The following is a 12,968-nucleotide window of genomic DNA, read 5'->3' on the forward strand; positions in this document are numbered from 1 at the left end:
GTGCGCGCGGGCGCCTTGGGGGGACAGGCGCCGGTGCGCGACCGGACGTGCGCGAACGCGGACGCGGTGCGGACACGGCGATACGAGGCAGCACGCGGCGGGCTGAAGCACGCGGGCGGACGCTGCAGACGTGTGGACGTGACGGGTGACGGACGGACCTCGGCCGTCTGTCTACATCCCTGGGTGAGGCGCGACAGACGCCCGGGCCTTGCTTTCGGGCGAGCGGAAGAGCTGGCTCGCGCACCTAAGCCTGCTCGCGCTCCTTGGCGGCTTCGTCGAGGCGGCGCAGGGCGGCGTAGACGGTCTCGGAGTCGGTGGTGGGCCAGAAGTCGGGCAGGCCGGCGCGCAGGAAGCTGCTGTATCGGGCGGTGGCCAGGCGGGAGTCGAGGATGGCGACGACGCCGCGGTCGCCGGAGGAGCGGATCAGGCGGCCGGCGCCCTGGGCGAGCAGCAGGGCGGCGTGCGAGGCGGCGACGGCCATGAACCCGTTGCCGCCGGCCCGGGCGACGGCTTCCTGACGGGCCGTGGCCAGCGGGTCGTCGGGGCGGGGGAACGGGATCCGGTCGATGATCACCAGTTGGCACGCGGTGCCGGGGACGTTCACGCCCTGCCACAGCGAGAGCGTGCCGAACAGACACGCCTTCGGGTCCTCGGCGAAGCGCTGGATCAGCTGGGGCAGTGAATCCTCGCCCTGACACAGCACCGGCAGGCCCAGGTAGTCCAGGCGTCCGCGCATCTCCCGGGCGGCGAGGTCGGCCGCGCGCATCGAGGAGAACAGGCCAAGCGTCCGCCCGCCCGCCGCGGCGATGAGTTCGGCGATCTCGGACAGCTGCTCCTCGCCGAGCTCGCGGCCGGGGGCGGCCAGGTGCTTGGCGGTGTAGAGAATGCCCTGCTTGGGATAGTCGAACGGGGAGCCGACGTCCAGGGCCTGCCAGGGGATGGGGTGGTCGGTGCCGGACGCGTCCGTGTCAGTGCCCGTACTGGAGCCGGCGGGCTCCTCGTCGGGGTCGAAATCGGCGTCGGCGGACGGCGCAGCGGCTTCGGCGGCGCGGTCGGGGCGCAGGCCGTCGAGGCGGTCGGCGCGCTCGGCGGGGTAGAGGCCGAGGGAGCCGGCCACGTTGTCGAAGTCGCCGCCGATCCTGAGGGTGGCCGAGGTCAGCACGGCGGGGGTGCGCGCGAACAGTCGATGCCTGAGTTGCTGGGCCACCGAGAGCGGGGCGATGCGCAGGGCGGTGGAGCGCTCGCCGCGATCCAGCCACACCACGTCGTATTCAGAGCTCTGCAGCAGCCGGTCGGCCAGTTCGAAGATCTGCTCCACGCCCGCCTGCGCCTGCCTGCGGGCGCCCTCGTCGCCGCCGCCGCTCTTGTCGCGGTTGCGGCCGAGCGCGCTGACGGCCTCGCGGGCGGCGTCGCGCAGCATGGTCAGGGCGTCGGCGAGCGGCTCGGGCAGGTGGTGGAAGCGCCCGGCCTCCGCCTCGTCGAGCTCGACGCCGAACTCCGCGGCGGCGAGGTCGAGGCGCTGCGAGAGCGCCTCGTCGAGCTGGCGGTGGCAGCGGCGGGCGGCGCGTTCGGCCAGGCCGGCGGTCAGTTCGCCGGAGTCGGCGCCGGTGGCGCGGGAGACGAGCTCGTGAGCCTCGTCGATAATGACGGCGTCGTGCTCCGGCAGGACCTTGATCTCGCCGTCGAAGGTGTCGATCGCGAGCAGCGCGTGGTTGGTGATGACGAGATCGGCGCCGCGGGCCCGCTCCCGCGCGGCCTCGGCGAAGCAGCTCGGGCCGAACGGGCACTTGCTCGCGCCCAGGCACTCGCGCGAGCTGACCGAGACGGCGTTCCAGATGCGGTCGGGCACGCCGGGCGCGAGGTCGTCGCGGTCGCCGGTGTCGGTCTCCTCGGACCACTCCCGCACCCGCAGCACGTGCCGGCCCAGGTCGGACAGCGCCTTCGGGTCGAACAGGCCGTCCTGCTCGTCCTCTTCCCCGGCCGAGTTGATCTTGTTCAGGCAGACGTAGTTGTTCCGGCCCTTGAGCAGGGCGAACTCGGGCGCGCGGCCGAGCAGCGGGGCGAGCGCGCCGCTGATCAGCGGCAGGTCGTGGGCGACGAGCTGGCGTTGCAGGGCCAGGGTCGCGGTGGCCACGATGACGCGGCGCTCCTTGCGGGCGAGGGTGTGCGCGATCGCCGGGACCAGGTACGCCAGCGACTTGCCGGTGCCGGTACCGGCCTCCACCAGCAGCGGGTCACCCTGCGCGAGCGAGAGTGCGACGGCCTTGGCCATCTGCTGTTGGCCGGGTCTGGGCGCACCGCCGACCGCCGCCACCGCCGCGTCGAGCAGTTCGTCCAGAGCAGGTTTTCCCATGGCGAACAAGCCTACGGGGTGGTTCCGACAATCCGGACCGGGATGGGGAACCGAGGGATGAAGGCAGGGGAGGGCACGCGGCGGCGCGGAACGCGGATGCGGCGGCCGGGGATGGCGGCCGCCGCACGCACGCGCGCGCTCAGTTCACGGAGGACGCCTGGCACTCGCCCATGCTCGAGGTCGCCTGCGGATCCGGCGCCTGGGTGAGCAGGTTGCCGGTCGCGTACGGGTCGGCGACGCCGGTCTCGTTGGGCTCGCCCCCGGATCCGCCGAAGCCGGGATCCACGTATCCGTTGTTGTCGTAACACTGGATGTCGCCGAGGTAGCTGTCCCAGTCGAGGAGCCAGGCCTTGCCCGCCACGACGTTGTAGTCCGCCGGGTTGTAGACCTCGATCTCCAGCGTCCGGTGCACCGTCACCCTGGTGGCGTCCTGCGCGTCCGAGGCCGGCGCGACCGCGTAGACGAACACGTAGTCGGCGATCAGGTCCACCGAGTCCTTGTGCTTGCCCTTCTGCTCCGTCATGGAGCCGCTCACCTTGACCGTGTGGCCGAGCAGGCGGGTGGTGGCCGGGTCGAAGCGGGTGACCAGCGCGGTGGGGTCGTTCTTGGCCGACGGGTGGGCGATCCAGCTCGCGAGTTCCTTCGGGATGTCCGTGCTGGGGTCGACGAGGTTGGTGAAGTCGGCGACCGAGCCGCCGTCGAGGACCTTCGCGTCCAGGTCGGCCGCCGTGATCAGCTTGTAGAGCTGCTGGAAGCCGGTGGCCACGTCGCTCCTGCTCACACCGTTGAGCCCGACCGCCTTGGGGATGGTGAAGCCGGCCTCGTTCTCCTTCCAGCCGGCGGCGGGCGAGCCGGCGAAGTAGGCGTCGTCCGGGTTGGCGTAGTGCACCGACGGCGAGGGGCTGGCGCTGGGACTGGGACTGGGGCTGACGGACGCGGCCCACGGCGCGGCCGTGCCGGCCGGCAGTGCGTTGAGCGGCCCGGTGGAGGCGTAGTGGATGTGTCCGACTCCGTAGACGCCTCCGCAGAGCACGGCCACGATCAGGACGATCGTGATCGGCTTGCCCACGCGCCGACGGCGTTTGGCCGGAGCCTGCGCGTCCCCGCTGTACCAGGATCCTGATCCGGAGCGCGACGCGGGGGCGTCGGCCGCAGTGGCCGGGCCGTCCGCGCGCCAGGCCACCGCCTTCGGCGGATTGACCGCCCACTCGGAGCGCAGCCGACGCGTACGCGCCGACTCCTCCTTCGCCCCCTTCTCGGGTACCGCCGAGCCGTCGATTCCGGCCACCAGCTTGGCGAACCGCTCGTCCACCGACAGGCCCGCGTCCTCGGGCGAAGGGCCCGCGGACTCCGCCCCCGGCGGGTCTATGTGCTCTGACATCTCTTCAGTTCTCAATTCGGTCGCGACCGCGGGCGAGGCCCACCTAGCCCGCTAAGGGATTCAGGACCGTACCATACGGCTCCACATGGGGCCGTGTGGAGAGGTCTCGATATCCATTGAGCAGCAGTCGGTTGCGATTCAGACACAGGCGCTCGATCTGCGGGGTGGCGAGGTCGAACAGCCGGTAGCGCTCGGCGCGTTCCGGGAAGCGGGCCTGGTAGGCGGCGAGTTCGACCCGGACTGCGGCCCAGAAGCGCTCGGTCGGGACGCCGAGGCGCTGTTCGAAAAGATCGGCCAGGTAACGGAAATGGCCGACGAACAGGGCCCCGTGCAGGAACTGGCACAGATACCCGGGCTCTTCGCGCAGCAACACCCGCGCCGCGTCCTGTGACAGGCCGGCGAGTTCCGGCAGATCGACGGCGGCGATGTTGACGTCGTCCACGAAGTCCTTGACCGCAAGGCGTACCGGGGATTCGTCCTCGTCGAAAACCACGACCGCGTTCTCGCCGTGCGGGGAGAAGGCCGTGCCGTAGACGTACAGGAAGTGCAGCAGCGGCGGCAGGACCGCGTGCAGCAGCAGGGCCAGCCACTCCGGCGCGGACCGGCCGGAGCGGGCGACGAGCTCCGCCACCAGCGGCCGGCCGTCCGCCCCGACCGACAGCAGCGACGCCAGGGTCCTGGCCCGCTCGCCGGGTTCGAGCGCGGGCGGCAGCGGCTCGCGCCAGATCGCGCCGAGCAGTTCACGGTACTGATACGGGACTCCGGGCATCCGGTCGAGCACCTCGTGCCGCACGGTCACCGAGGCGATCTCGCCGAGCAGGATCACCCGGCACTCCCCCGACAGGAAGCCGTCGGCCGCGGCCAGGCCCTGGAGCCAGGCGGTCACGGCCGGGGCGGCCAGGGTCCGGTCGGTGGGCAGGCCGCGCCAGACCATCGTGTTGAGGATCGAGAGCGGCAGCTTCACGTGGCGGCGGGCCGGCTGGCTGATGTTGCTGAAGGTGCGGATGGACTGCTGCGGCAGGTAGACGTCGTCACCCTCGCCGAGGAAGACCATCCGGGCGTCGGCGAGTTCAGTCCCGAACAGCACCTGGATCATCTCGTCCCACTGCCACGGGTGCACCGGCAGCCACCAGTAGCGGGCCGGGTTGCAGCCGCGCCGGATCAGCTCGGCGCCGAAGCGGACGCGCTCGGCGGGCGAGAGTTCCTCGGTGTAGAGGCGGCGGGCGGTCAGGCCGGGCACGGCGCGGTAGTCGGCCACGTCGTCGCGCACGGCGATCCACATCAGCCGCCCGGGCACGCGCGACTCGGGCGCGTAGAGCTCGGTGTCGGAGACGGAGAAGCCGAGCCTGCCCTTGTTGAACGCGATCCACGGGTGGCCGGTCTGGCAGCCTTCGAGTTCGGCGTAGCCGAGGCCGGCGAGCTCCTTGGCCGAGTGCCCGGCGCCGGCGGCGATGCGCACGTCCGCGGCGAGGGTGGCGGCGAACTCGCGCACGAGGTGGCCGGCCGTGTCGCCGGACAGGCCGAGGGTGCCCTGGGCGTCGGCGAGGAAGGTGAGCGGGTCGGCGGCCGGATGTCCCTCGCGGCGCAGCGATCCGGCCTCGACGAACCAGGACCCGTACGCGCCGCGGCGGGCACGGAAGGCGTACTCGGTGGACGCGGGCTGAGCGGCGAGCGCGGCAGCGTCCACGGCCTCGGCCGAGACCGGAGCCGGAGCCGGAGCCGGAGCCGGTGCGTCGCAGGGCGCTGCCGTGACCGACAGCCGGTACCAGCCGGTCTCGCCCGGGACCGGCACGGGCGTGATCAGCTCCTCGTAGGCGAACTCGCCGAGCGTCTTGGCCAGCAGGGTGCGCCCGGCGGCGCGGCGCAGCAGGGCCGGGTCGGCCTCAACGGCGGTCCGGGGACGCGGCGGCGGGGTCATCGACTCCGGTCGACGCTGCGCCGGGCTCGACACTGCCGGGTTCGGCGGAACCGGGCTCGCCGGCGCCGGGATCGCGACCTGGGCCGAAGCCGGGCTCGTCGTCGACGAAGCCCTCTCCGGCGGCGCGGCGGCGCTCCCGGCGCAGGGCCGCGGGTCGCAGGGCTCCGGCGACGTCGAGGCCGTCGACGGGGTGGGCTGTGCTGCGGGTACGTCGCTCACGGCGGTCCTCCGGCTGGCTCGGGATCTGCGGTTGGGACGGGGGTGCCGGGTGGCCCGGGGCCTGGCGTTGGGCGTGCCGGGCCCGGCCGATCCGGATCGCCGGGTCGGTGACGGCGGCCGCGGCCGGGCTGAAGCTGGTATGCGCGGCGCGGCGCGGCAGCCGGTAGAGCTCGCGGCCGGCCACCGCGTTGAGGATCGCCGCGGCCCGGTAGGCGCCGAGGCCGAGGTCGGGGGTGCCGACGCCGTGCGTGTGCAGCTCCCCGTTCTGCACGTAGAGCCCCGCGTCGGTGCCGGTCAGCGCGATCCGGTGGTCCCGGCCGATCACCGGGCGGCCGCGGGAGTCGCGCAGCACCAGCGCCTGCATCGGCGCGAGCAGGGCCTGCGGGCGCGGCGCGTAGCCGGTGGCCAGCACCAGTCGCTCGGTGGTGACGGTGCAGGCGCTCTGGCTGCGGGCGTGCGCGAAGTCGAGCTCCAGGCCGGTGCCGCCGCCGCGCACGCGCCCGCCCACCACCTCGACGCCGGGCAGCAGCGTGACGCCGGTGGAGTCGGGGCCGTGCGGGTGGGTGAGGCGGTCGAGCTCGGACCGGATCTCGGCGAGGGTGGTGTCCGAGACCGCCTTGTAGAGCCTGCCCTGGCCGGCCAGCAGCTGGTCCCTGGCCGCCTCGGGCAGCGCGTGGAAGTAGTCGGTGTAGTCCGGGGTGAAGTGTTCGAGCCCGATCTTCGAGTACTCCATCGGCTCGAACGCGGACGAGCGGGTGAGCCAGCGCAGCCGCCGGCCCGGGCCGTGCCAGCCGCGCAGCAGGTCGAGCACGATCTCGGCGCCGGACTGGCCGGAGCCGAGCACGGTCACGTCCTGGGCGGCCTGGATCCAGTCGGCCCGGTGCAGGTAGTGCGCGCTGTGCACGATCAGCGCGCCGCCGTCTCCACACAGTTCGCGCAGCGCGCCGGGCACCACAGGTTCGGTGCCCAGGCCCAGCACCACGTTCGCCGCGAGCACCGTGCGCGGGGCGCCGTCCTCGGCGTCGTAGCAGACCACGAATCCGTCCCGGCCGTCGGCGAGCCTGGCCTGGCGCACCGCGGTGACCCGGCAGCCGAAGCGGCAGGAGCCGAGGCGGGCGGCGACGTCGCGGCAGTAGGCCTCGTACTCGGGCCGGGGCACGTGCCAGGCCTCGCCGAAGTAGAAGCCGAAGAGCCGGTCCTGCTCGCGCAGCCAGGCCAGGTAGCCGTGCCGGCTGGTCGGGTCCACCAGGCTGACCAGGTCGGCCAGGAACGGCACCTGCAGCGTGGCGCCCGGCACCATCATCCCCGGGTGCCAGCTGAAGCCGGGGTTCTCGTCCAGGAACAGGCAGGCAAGGCCGGGGACCGGGTCGGCCAGCGCGGCCAGGGAGAGGTTGAACGGGCCGAGGCCCACCCCGACCAGGTCGTAGAGTTCGGCGCTCAAGCCGCCTCCCGCCGCGGGGCCGGGACGCGCAGCATCAGGGTGGCGCGCTTTTCCGGCAGTTCGAGGGTGCCCGAGGCGTTGAACCCGGCGGCCGTGAACGCGCGGATCGAGGCCAGGTTGCGCTCGTCCGGCTCGGCCACGATCCGGCGCGGCGAGCGGGCTTGCACGGTGTCGGCGAGCACGCGCAGCATCAGGCTGCCGAGGCCCAGGCCGCGGCAGTCGCCCTCGCCGATCAGCAGGTGCACGCCGAGGTCGTCCGGCTCGGCGTCGTAGTAGTCCCCGAGCGGGTCCTCGGCCGCGCGGTAGAGCTCCCAGTAGCCGATCGGACGGCCGGACAGCCGCGCCAGCATGGGCTCGCAGTAGGACAGCTCGATCTGCCGGCGCACGTGCTCGGCGGTCCGCTCGAACGGGCCGGCCAGCTCCCAGTACCGGGCCACCTCGGGGTCGTTCATCCAGCGGTGGATCACCGGCAGGTCCCGCTCGGGCTTGACCGGGCTGAGGGTGAACCGGCCGGCCGGGGTGGACAGGTCGTACCACTGCACGGTCGGCGGCGGGGACGCGGCGGCGTTCATCGGCCGGCCCCCGCGCCGAAGCAGGGGTTGGGGATCTCCACGTACACCGACTGGGTGGCGAGCTCGCCCACCAGCTCGTCCAGACCGGCCGCGCGGGTGAGCAGGTTGCCCTTGCAGCGCAGCGTCGCGGCGGAGGTGAGCAGGTCGGTGGGGCGGTGGCCGCGCAGCGGGGCGAGCAGTTCGCCGGCCAGGCCGAGCAGCTCGCGCTCGTCGGCCAGGCCCGCGCAGCCGAGGGCGCCGACCAGGCCGAGCAGGTTGTTGATGCCGACGTAGTAGACCAGGCGCTCGGTGACCACGTCGTCGGCCACGATGGTGGAGCTGGCCTGGCCGAGCTCGGGGTCTCCGGCCAGCTGGGCCAGCTCGGCGATGCGCGAGGCGCGGTAGTAGAACCCTTGGTTGTCGCGGTACCACCCGGCCCCGGGGTAGCCGCGCTCGTCCAGCTGGATCAGCGTGTTCTGCATGTGGCCCTCGAGCGTGACGCCGAGTTCCGCGTCCAGCCAGAGCATCGGGGTGATCAGCCGTCCGACGTAGCCCGCGAACCAGTCCACGGTGACCGCGCGCACGTTCCGGCCGGCGCTGGCGGCCAGGCCGTGCAGATGCGAGGCGAGTTCGTGAGCGTGGCCGTCGGCGGCGATCTCGCCGCGGCCGAGGTCGGTCAGCGCGGCGACGCAGTAGACGTAGTCGGTCGGCCGGAACGGGGAGTGGCGGAAGGAGACGTCGAGCCCTGGCACGCCGTCCACGGCGAGGTAGGCGGCGTCGGTGAGCATCCGGAAGTCGGGGTGCGCGGACAGCAGCCGGCTGCCGGCCGCCCCGGCGAACAGCCGGTGCGCCTCGACGCCGCGCACGAGTTCCTTGCGCAGGTTCTCCCGCTTGGAGTTGGTGATGTGCAGGCCCAGCGAGAGCTTGAGCATCACCGGCGCGTCCTGCCGGTAGACGGTGCGCAGCGAGGAGGTCGGGAACCAGCGCGCGCCGGAGCGGCCGCGGTGGCGCAGCCGGCCCTCGGCCAGCAGGGTGCGCACGGCCGGACGGCGCATCAGATCCGCGGCCTGCCAGGGGTGCGCCGGCACCAGGGCGCCGTCGTCCGGGAGGGTGCCGCTCAGGAACGCGGCCAGGTCCTGCGCGGTGGGGCCGAGTTCGCTCTCCTGCGCGATCAGCTCCCGGTCCACGCTGAACCAGTCGAGCTGGAAGCCGCCGCGCAGCTCCGGACAGTAGGACGGCTCGGTCAGCCCGTCCCGGCTCTTGGGCGTGGGGTGCAGCGGATGCCCGGCCAGCAGCGCCTGCTCGGCGGCCAGGAACGGGGTCGGGGCGCCGCCGGAGGCCGAGTCCGGCGGGGCCGGGCGCGCGGCCCGGTCGGCCAGGTGCACCGCGATCCGCTCGGCCGACTCGGCGGCCCGCTCGGCCAGCTGGTCGGCCGCGGCCGAGTGCGCCGGTCCCGCCTTGGCCATGTACCTGGCCAGTTCGCCCGGGTCGAGCACGCCGCCCTCGGTGCGGGCCGGGCCGAAGCGGTGCCAGCCGGCGGCGGACCAGTAGCGCACCGGGACGGTGACCGTGGCCTGGCCGATCTCGAGCACGAGCTCGGCGCCGTCCGGGCGGGTGACCCGGTTCTCCCTGATCCAGCAGCGCAGCAGCGTCTCGACGGAGAGCCGGGCGGCCGCCGCGGTCAGCTCCGCGTCGCCCGGCCGGGCCGCCGGGACGGAGGGTTCTGACACGGTCTGCGGCTGCGCCACTGTGTTCACGTTTCTTTCCTCGGGCACTGACGGGCGGCGGCGGATCGGGGCGTGGTCGGATCGGGGCGTGGTCGGGGCGACGCGGATCGGGGCGGAACGGGACGGCTCCGCGGCGGGCCGGGCCGCGCGGGCCCGGCGCCGGGCGCGGTGCGAGCCGCGGCGGCGCTCGGGGCGTGACGGGGCCTCAGGTCTCCGGGCGGTCGCGCTCGGCCGCGGTCCGCGCGATCAGGTCGAGCAGGGCGTCGAGCTCGGCCGCGGTGGTCTGCGGGCGCAACAGGGTGAGTTTGAGCCGGAGCGATCCGGGACCGGAGCCGGGCTCGGGCAGCCGGGTGCGGCCGATCACGGCGAGCCCGGCCGCGAGCAGGTCGCGCCGGACCGCCGCGTTGACCCGGTCCGGGTCGCCCTGCCGGGCCCGGTAGCGGAAGAGCACCGTGGTCAGGGCGGGCGGCAGGGCCAGCTCGAACCGCGGGTCGGCCTCGAACCTGGCCGCGACGTACGCGGCCTGGCCGAAGCAGCTCTCGATCATCCGGGTGTAGCCGGCCCGGCCGTGGTGGCGGCAGGCCGCCAGGATCTTCACGGCGTCTGCCCGGCGGGTGGTGCGCAGCGAGCGGCCGAGCAGGTTCGGGTAGCCCTCGGCCTCGTCGTCGAGGTCGCTGAGGTAGGCGACGCGGCGTGAGATCGGTGCGAGGGCCGCGGGATCGCGGGTGAGCAGCAGCCCGGCCGGGATGGTCTGCCAGCCCAGCTTGTGCAGGTCCACGCTCACACTGTCGGCGAGTTCGAGTCCTGTCAGCAGCGGCCGGCGCACGTCCGAGAGCAGCAGTCCCCCGGCGTACGCGGCGTCCACGTGGAACCAGGCGCCGTGCGCGCGGGCGGTCTGGGCGCAGGCGGCGAGCGGGTCCACGGCCCCGGCGTCGGTGGTGCCCGCGGTGGCGACCACGGCCGCGATCCGCTCGCCGCGGGCGGAGAGTTCGGCGGCGATGCGCATCAGCGCGCGCGGGTCGAGCCGGTGGTCGGCGAGCACCGGGACCGGGATCACGGCGCGTTCGCCGAGGCCGAGCTGGGCGGCGGCGCGGGCCAGGGAGAAGTGGGCCAGGCTCGAGGCCAGGATGCGCAGCCGGCCGCACGCGGCGGCGGGCAGGCCTGCCTCGGCCGGGTCGAGGCCGAAGCCGCGGCGCACCGCCTCGTCCCGGGCCAGCAGCAGCGCGAGGTGGTTGGACTCGGTGCCGCCCGAGGTGACCGAGCCCGCGCCGGGGGCGCCGAAGGCCAGCGCGCTGAACGCGGCGAGCACCTCGTCCTCCACCGCGCTCGGCGCCGCGCTCTGGTCCCACGAGTCCTGCGACGGGTTGAGCGCGCCGACCAGGGTGTCGGCCGCCATGGCGACCGGGTCGGGCGGGCAGTGCAGGTGGGCGACGGTGCGCGGATGGGCGGCGCGCACGGTCTGCTCCGGCAGGAACGCGGCCAGGGCGTCGAACGAGGCCGGGCCGAGGCCGACCTCGGGCAGCACCGGGGTGAACTCCCGGCGCACCCGCTCGGCCAGCGCGGCCGGGGAGCCGGGCGGCAGCGGCCGGGTGGGCGCGGGCACGAGCGCGCCGAGCATCTGCAGCAGCGCCGAGCCGTCCTGGTGGGGGGCGGCGTCGTCCCCGGCCGGGCTGGGCAGCAGATCGGCGACGGTGGGGGGCTCGGCGGTGGCGTCGTCGGCCGACTCGACGTCGATCTCCGGCGCGGGCGATTCGGCGCCGTGCGCCACCACTCCGTCGTACGCCTCGGCGGTGGCCAGGGCCGAGGCCTCCTCGGACTCGCCCGACTCCGACTTTCCGGTCCAGTTCATGCTCGCCAGCCGGTGCTCGCCGCCGCGATGGAGGCCAGGACCAGGTCGCGTACCTGTTCCGCCTCCAGTTCCGTCATGATCAACGGTGGCAGTAGCCGCAGCACCGCGCCGTGACGGCCGCCGAGTTCCACGATCAGACCGCGCTCGAGGGCCTCGGTGCGCACCCGGCGGGCCAGGCCGGGCGCCGCGGGCCGGGCGCCGAGGGCGTCCGGGGCGACGTCGGGATCGACCAGGTCCACCCCGATCATCAGGCCCCGTCCACGCACGTCGCCGATCGCGGGCAGGTGCGCGGCCGCCTCGGCGAGGTCCTCGCGCAGCCGGTCGCCGAGCTTGCGGGCGCGCTCGGTGAGGCTGTGCTCGACGATGAAGCGCATGGTCGCGGTGCCGGCCGCCATGGCCAGCTGGTGGCCGCGGAAGGTGCCGGTGTGCGCGCCCTCGTCCCAGACGTCGTACTCGCCCCGGTAGACCAGCACCGCCAGCGGCAGTCCGCCGCCGATCGCCTTGGACAGCACCATCATGTCCGGCACCACCTCGGCGTGGTCCACGCCCCACAGTTCGCCGGTGCGCCCGAGGCCGGTCTGCACCTCGTCCGCGATCAGCGGGACGCGGTGCTCGGCGGCCAGGGTGCGCAGCGCGCGCAGCCAGCCGTCCGGGGCCGGGATCACCCCGCCCTCGCCCTGCACCGGCTCCACCAGCATCGCGGCCGGCGGGGTCATCCCGCTGCCGGGGTCGTCGAACAGGCGCCTGGCGTGCTCGACCGCGATCCGCTCCCCCGCGATCCCGCCGACGCCGTACGGGCAGCGGTAGTCCTGCGGGAACGGCAGCCGGGTGACGCCCGCGTCCGGCACCCCGGCGACGCCGCGGGCGGCGACGCTGCCGGTGGCGGCGAGCGCGGCGGCGGTCATGCCGTGGTACGCGCCGGTGAAGGCGACCAGGCCGGTGCGCCCGGTGGCCGCGCGGGCCAGCTTGATCGCGGCCTCGACCGCGTCGGCCCCGCTCGGGCCGCAGAAGTGCAGCTTCGCGTCCCCGGCCAGGCCCGGCGGCAGCAGGCTGAGCAGAGTCTCGGTGAACGCGTCCTTGATCGGCGTGGCCAGGTCGAGCACGTGCAGCGGGGCGCCGTCGTCGAGCACCTTGCGGATGGCCTCGACCGCGACCGGGTGATTGTGGCCGAGCGCGAGGGAGCCGGCGCCGGAGAGGCAGTCGAGGTAGCTGCGCCCGTCGGCCCCGTAGACGGTCATGCCCTCGGCCCGGACCGGGACGACCGGCAGGTGCCGCGCGTAGCTGCGGGCCGAGGACTCCCTCGCCGCCTGTCTGGCCAGCACCTGGTCGGGATCGCAAAGCTCTTCGACGGTCAAGGCCTGCCCTCACTGACGATTCATCAGAAGATCGTTGTGAGGCAAGCCTTACCCAGGATTGGTGACGGAGTCAAACCCGCGTCACTACCGCGAGTGACAAGTAGCAAGAGTGTCGGTGAATGGACGAGACGCGAACTGCCCCGCGATCGTTCGATCGCGGGGCAGTCGATGCGG

Annotated in this window: 8 protein-coding genes; all 8 read right to left on the bottom strand. The window is 74.1% G+C overall.

The window, feature by feature from the left end:
- Window positions 1-244: 244 nt before the first annotated feature.
- The 8 genes from KDL01_RS15960 to KDL01_RS15995 all read right to left on the bottom strand — a co-directional run bounded on the left by KDL01_RS15960 (window position 245) and on the right by KDL01_RS15995 (window position 12,794).
- Window positions 245-2,353 (bottom strand): ATP-dependent DNA helicase, encoded by a 2,109-nt coding sequence (locus tag KDL01_RS15960; protein ID WP_212529287.1) that lies wholly within the window; start codon window positions 2,351-2,353, stop codon window positions 245-247.
- Between the two features lie 139 nt (window positions 2,354-2,492).
- Window positions 2,493-3,734, bottom strand: a complete 1,242-nt coding sequence (locus KDL01_RS15965; RefSeq protein WP_212529288.1) for a hypothetical protein — start codon at window positions 3,732-3,734, stop codon at window positions 2,493-2,495.
- A 43-nt stretch (window positions 3,735-3,777) separates the two neighbouring features.
- The gene (locus KDL01_RS15970) at window positions 3,778-5,652 is read right to left on the bottom strand and encodes an IucA/IucC family protein (protein ID WP_212529289.1); all 1,875 of its coding nucleotides are present in this window, start codon (window positions 5,650-5,652) and stop codon (window positions 3,778-3,780) included.
- Window positions 5,618-7,312 carry a lysine N(6)-hydroxylase/L-ornithine N(5)-oxygenase family protein gene (locus tag KDL01_RS15975; RefSeq protein ID WP_212529290.1) on the bottom strand — a complete coding sequence of 565 codons (1,695 nt, stop codon included), beginning with the start codon at window positions 7,310-7,312 and terminating at the stop codon, window positions 5,618-5,620. The genes KDL01_RS15970 and KDL01_RS15975 overlap by 35 nt, the downstream gene beginning before the upstream one ends.
- Window positions 7,309-7,884, bottom strand: a complete 576-nt coding sequence (locus tag KDL01_RS15980; RefSeq protein ID WP_212529291.1) for a GNAT family N-acetyltransferase — start codon at window positions 7,882-7,884, stop codon at window positions 7,309-7,311. The genes KDL01_RS15975 and KDL01_RS15980 overlap by 4 nt, the downstream gene beginning before the upstream one ends.
- Window positions 7,881-9,620 carry an IucA/IucC family protein gene (locus tag KDL01_RS15985; protein WP_212529292.1) on the bottom strand — a complete coding sequence of 580 codons (1,740 nt, stop codon included), beginning with the start codon at window positions 9,618-9,620 and terminating at the stop codon, window positions 7,881-7,883. Before KDL01_RS15985 ends, KDL01_RS15980 begins: the two co-directional genes overlap by 4 nt.
- Window positions 9,621-9,795: 175 nt before the next feature.
- Window positions 9,796-11,439, bottom strand: a complete 1,644-nt coding sequence (locus KDL01_RS15990) for a pyridoxal phosphate-dependent decarboxylase family protein (RefSeq protein WP_212529293.1) — start codon at window positions 11,437-11,439, stop codon at window positions 9,796-9,798.
- Window positions 11,436-12,794, bottom strand: a complete 1,359-nt coding sequence (locus KDL01_RS15995) for a diaminobutyrate--2-oxoglutarate transaminase family protein (RefSeq protein ID WP_212529294.1) — start codon at window positions 12,792-12,794, stop codon at window positions 11,436-11,438. The genes KDL01_RS15990 and KDL01_RS15995 overlap by 4 nt, the downstream gene beginning before the upstream one ends.
- Window positions 12,795-12,968 lie beyond the last annotated feature (174 nt).

Origin of the sequence: Actinospica durhamensis (assembly GCF_018139695.1) — a bacterium.
Classification (GTDB): Bacteria; Actinomycetota; Actinomycetes; order Streptomycetales; family Catenulisporaceae; genus Actinospica; species Actinospica durhamensis.